The sequence below is a fragment of the Candidatus Pelagisphaera phototrophica genome, assembly GCF_014529625.1.
Lineage (GTDB): Bacteria > Verrucomicrobiota > Verrucomicrobiia > Opitutales > Opitutaceae > Pelagisphaera > Pelagisphaera phototrophica.
Genome location: NZ_CP076039.1, coordinates 2,142,495 through 2,159,644, shown reverse-complemented (window position 1 = coordinate 2,159,644; position 17,150 = coordinate 2,142,495). Strand labels below are relative to the sequence as shown.

The 17,150-nt window shown below is 49.9% G+C and carries 11 protein-coding genes; 6 read left to right on the top strand and 5 right to left on the bottom strand.

The window, feature by feature from the left end; genetic code table 11:
* Positions 1–232 precede the first annotated feature (232 nt).
* Positions 233–2,497 carry a TonB-dependent siderophore receptor gene (locus GA004_RS09280; protein WP_283393575.1) on the bottom strand — a complete coding sequence of 755 codons (2,265 nt, stop codon included), beginning with the start codon at positions 2,495–2,497 and terminating at the stop codon, positions 233–235.
* A 335-nt stretch (positions 2,498–2,832) separates the two neighbouring features.
* On the opposite strand from GA004_RS09280, the gene GA004_RS09275 reads away from it, so the two are divergent.
* From GA004_RS09275 to GA004_RS09260, 4 genes are all read left to right on the top strand, one after another.
* Positions 2,833–4,281 carry a sulfatase family protein gene (locus GA004_RS09275; RefSeq protein WP_283393574.1) on the top strand — a complete coding sequence of 483 codons (1,449 nt, stop codon included), beginning with the start codon at positions 2,833–2,835 and terminating at the stop codon, positions 4,279–4,281.
* Positions 4,282–4,566: 285 nt separating this feature from the next.
* Complete coding sequence (locus GA004_RS09270) at positions 4,567–6,210, top strand: SLC5 family protein (RefSeq protein ID WP_283393573.1); 1,644 nt, start codon at positions 4,567–4,569, stop codon at positions 6,208–6,210.
* An 88-nt stretch (positions 6,211–6,298) separates the two neighbouring features.
* Positions 6,299–7,378 (top strand): substrate-binding domain-containing protein, encoded by a 1,080-nt coding sequence (locus GA004_RS09265; RefSeq protein ID WP_283393572.1) that lies wholly within the window; start codon positions 6,299–6,301, stop codon positions 7,376–7,378.
* Between the two features lie 76 nt (positions 7,379–7,454).
* Positions 7,455–9,206 (top strand): solute:sodium symporter family transporter, encoded by a 1,752-nt coding sequence (locus GA004_RS09260; protein ID WP_283393571.1) that lies wholly within the window; start codon positions 7,455–7,457, stop codon positions 9,204–9,206.
* Here GA004_RS09260 and GA004_RS09255 read toward each other — a convergent pair.
* Together GA004_RS09255 and GA004_RS09250 are read right to left on the bottom strand one after the other, a co-directional pair.
* Positions 9,203–10,048 (bottom strand): alpha/beta hydrolase-fold protein, encoded by an 846-nt coding sequence (locus tag GA004_RS09255; RefSeq protein ID WP_283393570.1) that lies wholly within the window; start codon positions 10,046–10,048, stop codon positions 9,203–9,205. The two genes, GA004_RS09260 and GA004_RS09255, sit on opposite strands and share 4 nt — an antisense overlap.
* Entirely contained in the window at positions 10,027–11,607 is a 1,581-nt protein-coding gene (locus tag GA004_RS09250) for a sulfatase family protein (protein ID WP_283393569.1), read from the bottom strand. Before GA004_RS09250 ends, GA004_RS09255 begins: the two co-directional genes overlap by 22 nt.
* A gap of 239 nt (positions 11,608–11,846) precedes the next feature.
* On the opposite strand from GA004_RS09250, the gene GA004_RS09245 reads away from it, so the two are divergent.
* Positions 11,847–13,364, top strand: coding sequence for an arylsulfatase (locus GA004_RS09245; protein WP_283393568.1), 1,518 nt, complete (start codon positions 11,847–11,849; stop codon positions 13,362–13,364).
* Between the two features lie 54 nt (positions 13,365–13,418).
* Complete coding sequence (locus GA004_RS09240; RefSeq protein WP_283393567.1) at positions 13,419–14,795, top strand: sulfatase-like hydrolase/transferase; 1,377 nt, start codon at positions 13,419–13,421, stop codon at positions 14,793–14,795.
* 4 nt (positions 14,796–14,799) lie between these two features.
* On the opposite strand, the gene GA004_RS09235 is transcribed toward GA004_RS09240, so the two are convergent.
* Positions 14,800–16,263 (bottom strand): FecR family protein, encoded by a 1,464-nt coding sequence (locus GA004_RS09235; RefSeq protein ID WP_283393566.1) that lies wholly within the window; start codon positions 16,261–16,263, stop codon positions 14,800–14,802.
* Positions 16,263–16,802, bottom strand: a complete 540-nt coding sequence (locus GA004_RS09230) for a sigma-70 family RNA polymerase sigma factor (protein WP_283393565.1) — start codon at positions 16,800–16,802, stop codon at positions 16,263–16,265. Before GA004_RS09230 ends, GA004_RS09235 begins: the two co-directional genes overlap by 1 nt.
* Between the last annotated feature and the right edge of the window lie 348 nt (positions 16,803–17,150).

Here is a 17,150-nt window from a genome sequence, read left to right as displayed (position 1 = left end):
AGACCAAATAAAAACAAACCGTCATTTGCTCTGATGAAAGTCCAAGCACAACTTGTGCAACTCTGCGGAAGTGCAGGCACTACGGTGAACATTTGCTCCTATGTTACTTCGAGATACCCATCTCTTCGTGCCTCTTCGGATTCAATCAACGGTAATCCTGATACAAAAAGCCTCCTCCATTAATCCAATGGAGGAGGCCCTTGATTGAACTATAACTCAAACAAACCTGTAACTACAAATCTGTGGAAAGTGAGAACAGGATCTGACGGGCTTCATTAGTCGCCGCACGAGAACGAACAAAAAATTCATTTGTTGCATTGTCGATATTGATTCCAAAGTTCCAGCCACGTTCTCCGAAGGTAACGGGGATGCGAGCGAATAAATCAAAAACCGTGTACCCATCCTCTACGACCAGCCTGTTGGCAGTATTGCCAAACTGCGGAATGGGGCCATCGGCATAGACCAATCCTCCTCCAAACCGGACCCCAGCCAAGAGCCCTTCTTGGATGGTGTACGTATTGAACAGTGTAAATCGGTGGGGGGTCGCACCTTCCAAAGGTAAACCTGTAGCCACGTCACCGACAACCTTCGCATCGATGTAACTGTAGGCAGCCACGATATTCCAATTGGGAACTGGGTTGAAGAACAATTCAAACTCTAACCCCTCGCTCAAATCATCAGTGATAGCTTGATCATTTACGAAGGTAACAGGGTTATGGTCGCTACGGAAAACGTTGTTCTGTTCAATTCTAAATGCAGCAATGGATCCTGTTAGTTTTCCATCGAACATGTCAGCAAATTTGACTCCCAATTCGATTGCTTCGCTAGTTTGCGGTCCGACCAGTTCGCCTGTATTGGGATCAGTTCTGTTTTGAGGGCGAAACGCATCAGCCCAGCTAGCAAATACACTCAGATTTGGATTTATGCGATGCACGCCACCAATTTGGAAATTCGTGTCGTTGCCTGAAAGCTCGCTAGTTGTGGCACCGCCAAGAGCCTCGTTCCTCTGGTCCAAATCAATGTTTCGGATTCCTACGATAACATTAGATTGACCGTTGTTGAAGTAGATATTGTCCGTCGCATACATCGTCGTAATGTCTTGGAAGCTACGTCCAGCCTGATTGCTTCGCTGTCCGTAAGCGAATATCTCTTCTAAAGTAGGCACATCGTCTGTCCAAATCGGAGCTCCGTTTAAGATATCTTCCCTGTATAACACATCTCGAAAGACCTTTCCGGTTCTGGCTTCGATTACGCGCATCGCAGCATTTTCGGTAGCATTGCTTCCTCTCAAACGATAATTTCCGCGACCCATGTTGTTAATGCTCTCGGATTTACGCACACCAAGGAGTAATTGATGTTTCACTTCTCCAGTACCGAATTCGATTATATCATTTAGTGTGTGTACTTCTTCACGAGATATAAATTCGTTTGAATAGTTGTTTACCGGATTACGCCCATCAGGATTAAAAGTGTTGAACTCTCTGGCGGACATTAGGTGGTCCCGCTCATTGAAATTGTACTTGTACTGAAAATTGTGGTTATCGCTGAAACTATGCCGAATGCCCATCGACATCCAGTAATATTGCTGATCAAGTGTGTTTCCAGGACCCGATGAAACGTATTCTGGTGGCAGAAAGGTGTTGTTAAATCGTGCTGTAGATTCCCTCACTCCTCCGACAGTATCATCGGTGTCTCCGTCACTATTTAGGTCGGTCGGAATTCGTTCGAATGACCAGGTGGCTCGCTGAGTAGGGAACCCTGTCGAATGATTTTCAGCTAGCAGAAAGTCAATATCAGTCGCCTCAGCAAGTTTGTATGAACCTGACATTCCCTTAAACTGATATGCTCGGTTATCAAGCCATCTCCAACCATTCGTTTCCTTGTTGTCAGTCATTATCCGCAGGCCAAGTTTGTCGTCCATCGCCCGAACCGTGTAATCCAACTTTAATTGGTACCATTCGTTGGTGCCTGTAATTGCCCTAATCGTGCCGCCCTGCTCAGCACGGGGGGTTTTGGTAATCACATTGATAAGACCGCTAGGTTCCGCTTGGCCGTATAATGTGTTCGGACCTTTAACAACTTCAATACGGTCAATCATCTGCATCGGCAAGACCATTCCTCCGAGCACGCCATCTACCAGCATGGTGCTGTTCCTGTAGCCTCGGATTGCGAAAGTTGACGCGACCGAATTACCATTGTCATTCCGACCGGTTTGAGTTATCGACGCATTATAGTCCATGGCGTGCGTGAACTCACCAATATGACTATCCTCTAAGAAGTCCGAAGTTATTATGTTGATCGCCATCGGCACGTTCTGGAGAGGAGTACTCAAACCCGTCCCAGATATCGTATTCGTCGCTGTGTAGCCCTCCGTAGCTTGCACTGTGAAGGGATCGAGTGTGTAAGCGTCGTCGCCCTGCCCGTAGGCAGCCGACGAAGCCGCATAAAATAGCCCACAGGCTATAGGTAGTTTGAGGTAGTTTAAAACTAGTTTCATAGGATATAGTATTTAGTTTAGGTATTCTTGGCCAGCCTGTACCTGCCGGTACGGGGGCATGGCAGAAAAATCGGGGTCAAACGCTGGTTGCAGGGGGTTAAAGCGGGGTATTTACTAGTATGACTCTGAACCGACAGAAGCCAAAACAAACGCACATGAATGGAAGAGTCGCCAATTGTCAATCGACTCTTACAGTCATTTTACTGAAACAGTTAAGTAAAGATAGGAAATTACGTGTACAAATATGCAGATCTGCACTTAACTGTTTCAGCATTCATGCCTATTGACACTTGACCCACTACATCACTACCTCCGGCTGCGAAACACGAACTGTCTTGAATCCGCTTAATCTACTCATCATTACTCCCGATCAGCTGCGAGCCGACTATCTCAGCTGCTACGGCCACGCTACAATCGGAACGCGAAATATCGACCGATTGGCCCAAGAAGGGGTACGTTTTGACAACTGCTACTGCCAATCTCCACTCTGCGCCCCAAGTCGTGTAAGCTTCGCTACAAGCACCTATGTCGGTGAACATGGGTGTCGGAACTACTGGTCAACGATCAGTCCTGAAGTACCTAATCTCGCGACCACGCTGAAATCAAAGGGGTATCGAACGGGAATGTTCGGGAAAAACCACCTGTTTACTTACGATCAGCTCGATTCCGTTTGGGATGAGATCCACGAGGTCACTCTTGGAAATTACGATGATCACCCAAAGTACTCTAAATCGTACAGCTCCTTTGAAATGGAAAAGGACCATGCCTACAACAAAACAGGCGAACTCACCGATGACACAATCGATTTCATGCGGAACTCTGAGGGACCTTTTTTAGCCTGGGTCAACTACCAGGATCCTCATCCTGCTTATACATGCCCAGAACCTTACAAGAGTCTTTTTGACCCAAGGGAGATTTCGATTCCGGAATCATATTACCAATACGATCCGGACAAGCAGCCCTATCGGAACGAGGTCTGGAGGAAGCATTCTGAGATGGATACCTGCACCGAAGAGGAGCTGCAGAATGTGATCGCGACATACATGGGCCAAGTGCGATATGTCGACGACTCGGTTGGACGCATACTTACGATGCTGGACGAAAGTGGTCTCGCAGAAAACACATTTGTCCTTTTCTTTTCAGATCACGGAGAACTGCTCGGCGACTACAAAATGTCCCACAAATTGCCAGCCTTCTATGACTGTCTGACAAAAATTCCTGCCATCATACGCCACCCTGATAAAAAGTGGGCTGGAGCAGTATTCACCGGTCTAACAGAAGAAATTGACCTCGTTCCAACCCTGCTGGATTTGCTCGGTATAGACTCGCCACCAACAATGGTCGGAAAATCTTGGATACAGGCACTTGAACAACAGGACTACGAAGGCAAAGAGACCATAATTTCAGAAGCCGGTGGAGGTGCGCCAACCGCCAAGACACCCACCCCGGGACTCCGCCTGAAAGCTCCTCACCTTCCCACGAGTCTGGGCCCAGGTGCGATGATTCGCAAAGGAAACTGGAAACTTAGTATGTACGTAGATGACCGGTGCGAACTTTACAATTTTTCAGATGACCCCAAAGAACTGGCTAATCATTACGAAAATCCCAAGTTCTCCGAAGTTCGCGCGGACCTAACAACCGAGCTTTTAAAAAGGACCATGGGTGTTAAGGTACGCGACTCGGGAATAGACTGGGACACCGAACGATATCCCATTGATGTTAGGTTCGAGCCGCTACTTAAACTTGAGCCCGACGCCCCGGGCATAACAGGTTTGGATGACTGAAGGGCTCCATCCCTCGAACCTCTGCAAGTGTTCCCATATTTTCTTTCTTTCCACTAAAACGATCCACCCATGAAACCCCATTTTCTGATTTTCATAATTCCGCTTTTCTTGAGCCCATTATCTTCGACTTCGATTACAATCGAGGATGGCACTTCCGACCCGTTTGCTCCATGAATCACCACCCAATTTTTGACGCGATCGCTGATCGCTCTCCCATCATTTTAAGATAGCGCTATCGACCATAGCGCATATAGAAATTCAGACTCCCCGCCCGAAACAAGACCCGTGAAAATTAGCGTACTCGACTCCCTTATCATCCTCCTCTACTTCGTCGGCATCATTGGGCTGGGCCTTTGGATATCAAGGCGCCAAGCCAAGGGTGGTCGCGAGTTCTTCCTTGCAGGGGGCACTATGAAATGGCCGTTTATCGGAGCCTCCCTATTTGCGACCAATATTTCCAGCCAACAGTTCGTCGGCCAAGCTGGTCTCGCCTTTGCAGTCGGCATCATAGCGGGTGGTTTTCAATTAGTAGGCGCCTTTTGCTTCATTTTGCTCTCCGCCTTCTTTATCCGGACTTACATGGGACTTCGGCTAGCCACCTCACCAGAGTTCTTCGAGAAGCGCTACAGCGGTCGCTGCCGCGTGGTGGTTTCCTTCATCAACCTGATGATGATTATCTTGGGGAACATCGCAGCCGCTTTATACGCGGGCGCTTTGGTGCTCACCCATTTGCTCGGATGGGACCAATTACCCAATGCAGAATTTCTCTACTGGCTCGCGATCTTTCTTATCGGGATTGCCGCCGGCACCTACACGCTCATGGGTGGACTCAAAGCCGTTATTTACTGCGACTTTGTTCAAATGGTAGTGCTCATGCTTGGGGGCGCTTTCCTTCTCTACTTCGGGATTAGGGAATTGGGGGGAATTGAAGCGGTTTTCGTCGGTAACGTCGATGATGCTGGCCGCTCAATGTGGTCGCTGCTCCGTCCTTGGGACCACGCCTTTGGCTGGCTTCCCATGCTCACCGGCGGACTGATTCTGGGTGTGCATGGCCACTGCACCGACCAAGACTATATTCAAAGAGCATTATCGGCCGGCAGTCTCTACCATGCGAAGATGGGAGCTCTGTTTGCGGGAGTTCTCAAAACGCTGGCCCTCCTATTTATAGCAGCCCCAGGTGTAGTTGCGGCACAATTATTTCAAGGTCAGGAAATCATTGCCCGCGACAATGCCTACGTCAGCCTACTGACGGAAGTCATGCCTGTCGGGCTCCTAGGCCTTTGCCTCGCCGGGTTGCTTGCAGCCATCATGTCTAGCGTCGATTCGGGGCTTTGTGCCTGCGGGTCCCTGCTCACCTACGATTTTTTCGCCAAAATTAAGAAGGGAGCGACTGACAAGGAACTCTTAAAAGACGGCCGCATCATTATGGTCATCCTTCTTGTTTTTTGCATGCTCATCGCGCCGTTCATTCGCAATTTCCAAGGGCTGTTCAATTACCTCCTAGCTGTGTGGGCCTTCTTAGCTCCGGGGGTCTTCGTCACCGTACTCTTTGGTCTTTTCTACAAACGTTCGACAGAGAAAGCTGCGTTCTGGACCCTCTCGATCGGCGTCATACTTGGACTTTTATCATTCTCTCTTCTGAACCTTCCTTTCCTGAGTACGCTCAAAAGCCAGCTTCCGTTGTTTTTCCAGAACAATCTCAATCTATCTCCATGGGTCACTATCGTCTGCGCAATCAATATGTACTTGATGAGCAAATACGGTTATCGTGATTCAGAAGATGATAAACGTTCCAACATCGTCGCAGTCGAAGGAGAGGATCTCACTATGACTCCTGATGAGACCAGAAGCTATCGTAGATTCTTGTTTGGACTAGCTTCATTCATCACCCTCATGATTCTCTTCTTTTCGCCGGTTGTATTTTCGTAGGACTGGAAATGCGGTGTCGTACAGCCATTTGCTGAAACGTTTAAATAAATGATTGAGATCGGCCTGTGTCCCTCCATATTCCCAACCTGTGCCGAAGGACTATAAACGCCCGACCCTTAAGGACATTGCTGCCCAAGCAAATCTAAGTATTGCGGCAGTATCCATGGCGCTGAAGAACCACCCGTCTCTTCCTCAGAGCACAATCGAACGAGTAAAGAAAATAGCCGACGAAATCAAATACACTCCGGACCCGGCCCTCTCCGCACTAGCGGCACATCGGAATCGTCTCCGCGTTCACAACAATTTCTCTGTCATCGGATTTATTTCCAATTGGAAGAATCCGGAAGACTGGAATCAACTTGCGAGCATACGCGAAGTGATTGAGGGAGCTAAAAGTAGAGCCCTTGAACTCGGCTACACGCTACAACCATTCTGGTCAAAAGCCGATGGAGCTACGCCAAAACGCTTTAGTGAGATATTGAAAACGCGTGGAATTCGCGGAGTCATTCTAGCTCCTTTCGAAAACTACAATGACAAACTGGACTTAGACTGGGACGCATTTTCAGTAGTAGCGATCGAAAAGCCAGGGAGGTACCCCTTCTTCCATCATATCCTGCCAAACCAGTATACGGATTACCTGCTATGCTGGGAAAGGTTACGAATTCGTGGATACACTCGCGTCGGACTGGTTGTTAGGTCAGATTTCGCCGACCGGTGGAGCCATCAATGGGAAGCAGCCCACCTATACGCCCAATCTCAGATGGAAGGTACACTCGACACCATTCCAATCCTTAACCTAGACGAGACCGATCAAACGGAAACGATTCGTTCCTGGCTGCTTCGCTATCAGCCGCAAGCGGTTATTAGCCGATGCGACGGATTCTTCGAAGCCGCCGAGGCAGAAGGCATCAAAGTTCCCGATGATGTGGGGTACGTTAGTCTAAATGTTTCTGACGACAAACCCGGCGTCAGCGGCATTTATCAACATCGACGCACTATGGGGGCCACCTCAGTTGACGTACTCAACAGCCTCCTGCAGCGTAATCAGAGAGGGCCACTTGACGCTTCTATCGGAACTCAGGTAAACGGCTCTTGGCGCAAAGGTTTCTCGCTTCCCCCAATAAGCGAAGAACTCATCTCTAACTCCAATACCTCAAACATCGAATAGAGCCTAAGATCCCTTTTACGGGTCGATCAAACCCATCTTCAAATCCTCCCTAACTAGTTTACTCTAAACCAATCATATGCTAACGTTTGTTTCCTGCCTCGCCTTTATGGGATTTGTCGCTTGGTACTCTTGGCGTAAGACCCGTGGGCATCTCTCGTCCGCTAGCGGCTATTTCCTCGCCGGAAGAGGACTTACAGGACTTTTCATCGGTGGGTCTCTCCTCCTCACTAACATCTCAACCGAGCAGCTCATCGGCCAGAACGGATTAACCTATGCCGGGAATATGACCGCCCTCGCCTGGGAAGTCTGGGCTGTGCGGGGTATCATTCTCCTCGCGGTCATCTTCTTACCCATGTATCTTGGCGGCGCGTTCGCTACGATGCCCACCTTTCTCAAATCCCGCTACGGCGAAGGCACCGGCCGACTCGTCAGTTGCTTACTGATGTTTGGATACATATTCATTTGGTCCCCTAGCGTGCTCTACAGCGGTACGCTTGCCTTGATGAAAGCGTTGGACTTTGAAGGAATGACTGGGCTAAGCCAAACGCAGTCAATTTGGGTCATTACCTGGACGATTGGTGTCGTCGGGTCGATCTACGCGATCAGCGGCGGACTTCGAGCGGTCGCTATATCCGATACGCTTAACGGAATTGGGCTGCTTTTAATCGGCTGCCTTCTCCCGATTTTCGGGCTCATGGCCCTGGGTGACAAACTAGGTGGCGGAATTGGAACCGCTCTCACCAAAATCACCACCACCCACACTGAAAAACTCAATGCCATCGGAACGGGTAGCGAACTAGACGCAATTCCAATTTCCGCAGTATTCACCGGACTGATGGTCATGGCCATTTTTTACTGGAGCACCAACCAGTTCATCATCCAGCGGGCGCTGGGTGCCGCCAGTCTCAAAGAAGGACAGAAAGGGCTCCTCTTATCCGGATTTTTCAAAATGCTCATCCCTTTCATGGCCATGTTCCCAGGATTAATCGCGTTCCACCTTTTCGGACCAAATCTTTCACCGAATGACATGGCCTACCCCGCTTTGGTCGAAGCCACGCTGCCTAAACCGCTCCTAGGCCTGTTTATCGCCGTTATGCTTGGTACAGTGTTTTCCACATACAACTCGCTTCTCAATTCGTCGGCGACCATGTTCGCCTTCGATTTGTACAAACCGATCTTTAATAAAAAAGCAGACGACCGGAAGCTAATCAGCGTATCCAAAACCTTCGCCATCATTACCGCGGTCGCCACCTTGTTCCTCGCTCCCAACCTTGTTCATGCCGCTGACGGTGTATTTATTTTCGTGAGCAAATTCGCGGGATTCATTGCTATCCCAATCGCTGTTCTAGTTACGCTTGGACTTTTCGCCCAGCAATTACGCGTACCTCCCGCTGCCGCGATATTCGTCATCCTGTTTCACATCCTCACCTATTTTATACTTGTTTGGGGACTAGCGATTTTCGGTCTCAAAATCACAATTCACTTCATGCACATTTTCACGATTCTATTTATCCTCGAAGCTTTGATTCTCGTCGCCTGGGCCAAGCTACGCCCGCATAGCAAAGCCTATTTTCACCTCCACGCTCCCAAAGTTCCGATGAACGCCTGGCGATTTAGTATGCTGGTCAGTGCCATGCTCTTGTCCTGCGCCGCCCTGACCTACGTTTTCTTTTCGAAACTGGGTTTCGCCTACAAAGACGGCGTAGTCGCCCCGTCCTTTCTAACGCTGCTTGCGGTTTCCTTGACTATATGTCTCGCCTTCTGCTACTGGGCCCACGTCTGGTTGCAGCCGAAATACGAACGATACGTATCCCGAAAATACAGCTAGTTTGCAACTAAAAAGGCCACCGCTTCGGGCATCCAGCCGCTGTCCCAACGATGAGGAATTTTGGGCTCGAAAACATAGCGGTGTGGAATTTCACGTTCGACCATTAAATGATGAAGGATGGCGCCCCCTTTCGCTCGCCTACCACTGGTATTGAAGTAGAAAATACGTGCTTCTTCGCCCAACAACTTTCCACGGGTCTTTATCAAAGAGGACAGCCGATATCGCTCAAAATTAGCACGAGTGCCCCAGATGCGGTCAATTCGATCCTGCCGGTCCGCCTCCTCAATCGGTCCGGTGTCCACTCGAATTCCCGTATCCCAACCTGTTGCTCGATGAAACAAATCCGGGTTGCGCAACAGCAGGGAAAGCGCTCCCCATCCCGATTTGCTGAATCCGACCAGCAGGCGACCCTTATTCGTCGCGATCGTGGCGTATGACTCGTCCACAAGCGGAAGCACGACGTTCAAAAAATGGGTCTCGTCGCTTAGAGCTGGATCGCTTGCATGATTGGCGAACCAGGACATTTCCGTGAACTCCGGCGATACGCAAATCAGGCGATGGGCGTTGTGGAGATTGTGCTTTTGAACCTCTAGCAGTCCGTCCCCGAAGCGACGGTCGTCTTTGGCGACAACCGGCAGCACATAGAGCACTCGATAGCGATAATTCGCATTGTAGTCGTCCGGTAGTAGCACGCGAACCGTCGTCTCGCTCCCTTGAAAAAGCGACTCTAATCGATGAGAGCGTATTCCGTTTGCACCGACTTCTTCAGCGACAGCTCCGACGCTAATGGCGACGTATGCCAGTACAGCGAGGAGCGTTCTTAGTATTGGGTGTTTTTCCATCTTTCGAAGTCCTTCACTGGATCATAGTCGGGGTTATTGTAGGTCTTTCGTTGTGGATCAATCCGGCTATTTGGATAACGATCGAATATCTCGCCTTTACCCAGTATCCTCGGGTCCTCTTGGGCAGTCAATCCTTTCTCCATTCGGACCCGCATTGCCTCCTTGACGTCCCGATATTCAGGCGAAGTTGCCAAATTCGCAAGGCAGTGGGGATCCTCCACGATATCATAGAGCTCTTCTGCAGGGCGTTTGCCAAACGACCATTCGAAGTACCGGTAGTCCGGATGCCCTTCATCCAGGTTCGTCAAATAGCTCTTAGTAGGAGATCCGTCCGTATTCGTGTATCCGTATTCCGGATTCCCTACAGGCCATCGATGTGGCTTGAAATTGCGAACATACAGAAACCGGTCGTCACGTAATGCTCTTGCCGGGTAGCCGACCGAAAAGACATCGCCGTCAACCCGACCTGTATCGTGTCGCTCTTTGCCAAGCAAAGTATGATCGCGACTGGTGTCGATGCGTCCTTCCTTCTCGCTCAACAGTGCGTAGAGGAAGCTAGATCCCGTCATTTGATCGTGCGGGTCTAGCCCCACAGCATCCATGATCGTTGGGGCCACATCAGGAAACGTGACGAAATCCGTCACAACGCGACCCGGCTTTATTTTCGCTCCCCAACGCGCTGCGAGTGGGACCCGGAAACCCTCGTCATAGATCTGACCCTTTATTCGGGGAAATGGCATCCCGTGGTCCGACGTCGCGATGACCAGAGTGTTTTCCAGCATGCTACGTTCTTCGAGCGCGGCAAGCGCCCGACCAATGTGCGTATCGAACCATTCCACCTCGATGGCGTAGTCGGCCAAGTCACCACGAATTGTTTCGTTGTCTGGATAAAAATCCTGTACAACTATATCATCCAAATCGCGGCCGTCCTTTTTCCACGAATCCTTTTCATAGCCTCGATGTGGCTCTTTGGTGCCAAGCCAAAAACAAAAGGGCTGATCGTCTGGTTTCTTGTCTAGGAAGAGCTCAAAGTTTCCAGCGTAATCGCCTCTTCCAATGCCCCGATACGGAGCCTTGAGCGTCTTTTCATTGTAAGGATGCCCCGCTGGGTTTTCGGGCGTCAAAAACTGGTCGCGACCCCGGTGCACTCCTTTGAAAACGCCCGGTCCCCAGCCTTTGCCGGTAAAGCCAACAAAGTACCCGTCCTCCTCGAGCAAGTACGGATAGAAGACCCATTTATCCGATAAGAATGGATTATGATTAGTCGCCTCCTCCAGCTGCCATGAATACCTTCCCGTTACCAAACAGGCCCGAGCGGGAGCGCACTTCGGATTGCAATTGTACGCATTGGTAAAGAGCAGCCCTTCATTAGCGATTCGATCGAAATTCGGAGTCTTAACGTAGGTGCTGCCATAAACGCTCATGCTGTTCCGGGATGCATCGTCCGCGATGATGAGGAGAATATTCGGTCTGGACAGGCTCGCCGCATGTGGCGGGTCCGCTAAAATAGGAATAGAAAAGAATGATAAAAGGAGAAGAAACGGAGTATAGTGCTTCATAGACTTCAAGAGCTTCGCCAGGAGAATCGAGCTGAGATGCCATGATGCCAACGAAAAACGAATAATCTGCTAGCACCCGAGAATTCAGTGTTCAAACCTAGAGTTAGAATCTTTCATTAGCCCTACCTTCTTCTCGGTTCAAACACACGCTCAGATCTTCTCCTAATTTCGTTCGTCTATTTTTCGTGCATTCGCGGTAATACCTTATCACTGTCAACGCGTTACACTATTATTCTTTTATGGCACTCCGAAAACTCTCATCACTTCTTCTCTTCTTAGCTTTCTCCTTTCTCGCCCACGCCGACGGTCGCCCCAACATCATCCTCATAATGGTTGACGATATGGGATGGAGCGACATCGGTTGCTATGGAGGGGAAGTCGACACACCCAACTTGGACCAACTCGCGGCCGAGGGCATGCGGTTTACGCAGTTCTACAATAATGCGAAGTGCACCACCACTCGCGCATCGATTGTCACAGGTCTTTGGCCCAGGCCAGAAGGTGATCTTCTAAAAACAAACATGGTTACGCTCGGAGAAGTTCTCGGCGATGCCGGATACGCGACCGCACTCTCAGGAAAATGGCACTTGGGAAACAGCGAAACCACTCACCCTTTCCATCGTGGCTTCCAAGAGTATTATGGACTCCTCGATGGCTGCTGCAATTTCTTTAACCCTCTACAGCCCGATCCAAAATACAAGGGCGGACGCATACGCAAATTTGGGCATAACAATCAACCGGTGAAGTCGTTCCCAGAAAACTACTACACTACCGATGCATTTACCGATCATGCCATAGAAACGATTCGAAAGACCGCGTTGGCCGATCCCGACCGCCCCTTCTTCCATCACATCACTTACACCGCCCCCCACTATCCCCTTCACGCCAAGCCTGAGGACATCGCTAAATACAAGGGTAAATTCATGATGGGATGGGAAAAGATGCGAGAACAACGGTATGAACGTCAGCTAGCGATGGGACTGATAGATCGAGAACGTTACCAACTCACACCCACTGACTCGGATGCCTATGACTGGGAGATCGCTGATCAGGAATTTGAAGACCATCGTATGGCGGTGTACGCAGCGATGGTCGATAGCGTTGACCAGAATATCGGTCGCCTCCTTCAAGCTCTGAGAGAGCTCAAGGTCGACGACAATACGCTTATCTGTTTCCTGTCGGACAATGGTGGCTGCGCCGAAGAACCTGGCGGTCGCAATCCAGAGGAACGTAATGCCGGTCCTATCGACGATTACGTCGCTGTGGGGCCTTCATGGGGATGGGCTCAAAATGCCCCCTTTCGGCGGCACAAAAGCTGGCTACAGGAAGGTGGGGCCAACACGCCCATGATCGCCTGGTGGCCCGGAAAAATTAAAGCAGGATCGATTACCGAGCAGACGGGGCACATCGTCGATTTCATGGCGACTTTTATCGAAATGGCTGATGCGACGTATCCAAATAAACGCAACGGCGAAACTATTCTTCCGCTCGAAGGAAAATCTCTCCTTTCCGTATTTGCTGGGGGGAAGCGTTCCGGACACGGATACATGGCTTGGGAATGGAGTGGTAATAAGGCGTATCGCGAAGGCGACATGAAAGTCGTGTGGGATAAGCTCGTCAAAGAATGGGAACTCTACGACCTTTCAACCGACCGGACGGAAAGCGTTAACCTCGCCAAGTCACAACCTGAAACCACACACCGACTCATCAAAGCATGGCACGACTGGGCGGCACGAACCGGGACTCGCATCAGATAGCAAACAAAATAAGCCCTGCCAGGGCCCGGCAGACTCACCCCACTCTATTTCCCTATGAAAATTTCGTTACTAGCTTTCGGTGCCGCTATTTCTCTAAGCACAATCGCCTGTGCTGATCATGATCATCCCAATCTCGTCATCATAATGACCGACGACCAAGGATACGCTGATGTCGGCTTCAATGGGTGCGAGGACATTCCCACTCCGAACATCGATCGAATCGCCCACGAGGGCGTCCGGTTCACCAATGGTTACGTCACCTATTCCGTTTGTTCCCCCAGTCGGGCAGGTTTGATCACTGGACGGTACCAGGGTCGATTTGGACACCGACGAAATCCGACCCTTAATCCCTTTGATGAAAACGCCGGCCTGCCCCTTGAGGAAGAGAACATGGCCGAGATTCTAAAGAAGATCGACTACCACACGGGGTACGTGGGCAAATGGCACCTAGGGACACATCCTAAGTTCAGACCAAATGCACGCGGGTTTGACGAGTTTTACGGCTTTGAATCCGGTGGGCACCGATATTTCCCCGAGGATCTCACGTATCAGAGAATCGAGGACGTGGATAGAAAAGGAGCGTGGTACAACACCAAACTTCTTCGTAACGATCGTCGTGTTGAAACAGATGAGTACCTAACCGATGAATTTTCGCACGAGGCGGTAGACTTTATAAACAAGAACCAAGAAAAGCCCTTCCTCCTCTTTCTGAGCTACAACGCACCGCATACCCCCATGCAGGCCAGCCAAAAGTATCTAGATCGTTTTACCCACATCGAAAACAAGCTTCGACGCACCTACGCGGCTATGGTGAGTGCGGTCGACGACGGCGTGGGCCGCGTTCTCGACACATTAGCGGAAGCCGACCTGGAAGAGGATACTCTCGTGTTTTTCCTTTCGGACAATGGTGGCGCAGGTAACAACGGTTCGATCAACCGTCCACTTCGAGACAGTAAAGGCACCATCTACGAAGGGGGCCAACGCGTGCCTTTCGCTTTTCGATGGACCGGAACCATTCAACCAGGAAGCGACTATCACGAGCCAGTTAGCTCGATGGATATCCTTGGCACCATTGCCGGTTTGACTCGCGTGGAAATAGCGGCAGATCGCCCGCTCGACGGCGTGAATCTGGTCCCATATATCACCGGCAAAGACGAGGGATCGCCACATACCGCTCTCTTTTGGCAAATGTTCGACAAAGACCATGCCGTGGTCCGTGTAGGTAACGACAAGTTCATCGGTCTAAACAAGCAGGACACAATTGAACTGTATGACCTTTCTCGCGACAAGGCTGAGTCTCAGAACCTGGCAAAGGCACAGCCCGAAAAGCTCCGCCAACTGCAGGAAACTCTAGACGCATGGACTTCTCAACTCGAGCCCGCCCGATTCGACCCGCTCGGCACCTGGAATCCTCCTGGACCCGCCAAATAGAAAACTAGTCGTTCAAGGCGAGTTCAGAAGGGTCGATGTCGGCTTCCACGATAATGCGTGCCTGGTCGATAAACCCATTGACCTCAAAGTCCAAGAACACTTGATGGCGGTCCGATGAAAGCCGGACCAGGTCGTTTTCCGTACGGCGCCCGGTATTGTTTTCGTAAACAGTGCTCGGGTTGCCTACTAATGCGTCGCTGTCGTTCAAGTTCGGTCCATGCAGGATCACTCCTAGAATGCGCTTACTGAAACGTATACGCCCTCTTGCCTTATGGATTTTCCCTCTCTTTTCAGAAGCATCAAAATGAACCAGGTAACTATTTACCTTCGTACTCGCCGGAATTTCTCCCTGCACCAACGAAGATTCTACGAGCTTTTCACGGTCTTTTTGTTTGTCAGTTGCCGTCTTCAGATAATCTTCAATGGCGGACTTGCTGATAAATCGGTAGGTTCCCGGCTCCGTAAGATTGACCGGCAGAGATTCTGAAAGCTCGTAATCCAAACGCTCTGGGAAAAGCATAATATAGTCATGCTTGAACCGCCCATGCCGCAAATCTCGTGGCGCATCCTGTAAACTATGAACCATACCGCCCGTAGCTAGTATTAATTCGTCTCGTACCGGTGAGGGCGCAAACGATACAGGGTCATAGACCTTCTCTAGGTACGAAGGACTCCGGTCGAGCTCCTCAAGCCTGTCTTTCGCTATAATCAGGGGATAGTTCTCATTATTCAGCCCCTTTTTCAACCGGGCTTCTACTTCGCCTTCTAAAACGTGCAAGCGCGACTTGCCAGAACTATCAACCTTCAAGGCGAACTCGGTCCCTAGGTCCACTACCTCCATATCCGGAGTATCGATACGAAACCCAATTGCTTGGGGAGGAACATTTGCCGTCATCCGACCCGTAACCACCGCAATGTGGTCGAGCCCAAAGATATCAAACTCTACTGGCCCGCGAATGGAGAGCTCAACTCCATTGTCTAATCGCACCTGCGCCTTGCCGCTTTCGAGCCTGAAGGGCCCGCGTTGCAGTCCTTGACCTACGAAGTGCCTCTCATTGTCGCCACCATTTTTCAGGCCAGTCATGATGCCAATATAATCAGTCCTTTCAAATCCCTCCGAATTCGATTCTGGCAATACCTGCCAAAGATTCAGAGAAAAAGCCACCAAGGCTGCAACGGATGCCGCCGCTGCAAAACGTTTCCAAAATTGAACGGTTTCCTTTCTCGCCTCGACAGACTTGATGGTTCCAAAGTCGATCATCTTATCCGCCCCGCCCGCGACGGCCAGCAACGGCTCCTGATAGAGTGATCCGTGCATATCGACGAAGCGGATATAATCGTCGATACGACTTTGTTCTGACTTGAGTAGCGTATTGAGCTCTTTCGCCTCGTACTCCGTCAACCGGCCAGAGATGGCTTTGTCAAGAAGCTCTTCCCATTCGCCTTGTCCTATTAGTTGTTTATTCATTAGGCGTTCAACCCTCTCACTTGCATTTTCCCTTCGATACAATGCATCAATGTCTTACGAACCCGTTGCAAAGCCTTGTAAGTGGCTTCCACTGATTTGCCCTGTGAAACGGCAATTACATCAACGGTCTCATCTTCGAAATAATAGTCTGTAAGCATTACCCGCTTATTTTTGGGTACTTCTGCTAGACACTCCTTCAGGTAACCACGCCTCTGGTCCAACTCAGGCACCAGCATAGACTGGCGGGAGGCGATTTCCTTCATTAATTCCTCATCCAGGAATCGATGCCAGCGGCTCGACTTTTCCCGGTGTTTCAACGTCATGTGATACGCGAACCGGAAGGCCCAAGGAGCAAAGGGACGCGTGGGATCATAGTCTTCAATCTTGTTGTACAAGGCGATTGCAGTCTCTTGCAAAACATCTTGAGCATCCTGCGAATGGGGCATCAACGATAAAATGTACCGATAAATCTGCTTTTCATGGGAAGTAAAAAGCTGAATGAAGCGGCTTTGCGGATTTAGTTTTTCAGTGTCTGTCACGATGACCCAAGACGGAATATCTTTATGAAGAGGGTTACTAGATTCAACCGTTTTCTGGACAAAATCGTCGTTTCAAAGTTAATATGAAACGGTTTTTCCAAGTTTCTATATTACCTCGTTAAGCTTGCTAAAGGAGCTTTGACTGGAGAGTATTGTTGGTCTAACGGGAAACTCTCTGATTCTATATTCATAGCATCAATCGTAAGGCTCAACTGTCCTTATTTCAGGCAGGCGTTGTTTGTGGGAGATTCTCCTAGGTAGCATGACCTCGGAATGTAGGATCTTTAGAAATCCTCGCTTATTGGTTTACATTTTCGAGAAACCCGCACAGGTGACCTCAACACGATG

Coding starts and splice junctions, on each gene's coding strand:
- GA004_RS09255 (WP_283393570.1), bottom strand. CDS start 10,048: ATGGAAAAACACCCAATACTAAGAACGCTCCTCGCTGTACTGGCATAC.
- GA004_RS09280 (WP_283393575.1), bottom strand. CDS start 2,497: ATGAAACTAGTTTTAAACTACCTCAAACTACCTATAGCCTGTGGGCTA.
- GA004_RS09240 (WP_283393567.1), top strand. CDS start 13,419: ATGAAAATTTCGTTACTAGCTTTCGGTGCCGCTATTTCTCTAAGCACA.
- GA004_RS09245 (WP_283393568.1), top strand. CDS start 11,847: ATGGCACTCCGAAAACTCTCATCACTTCTTCTCTTCTTAGCTTTCTCC.
- GA004_RS09260 (WP_283393571.1), top strand. CDS start 7,455: ATGCTAACGTTTGTTTCCTGCCTCGCCTTTATGGGATTTGTCGCTTGG.
- GA004_RS09235 (WP_283393566.1), bottom strand. CDS start 16,263: ATGAATAAACAACTAATAGGACAAGGCGAATGGGAAGAGCTTCTTGAC.
- GA004_RS09250 (WP_283393569.1), bottom strand. CDS start 11,607: ATGAAGCACTATACTCCGTTTCTTCTCCTTTTATCATTCTTTTCTATT.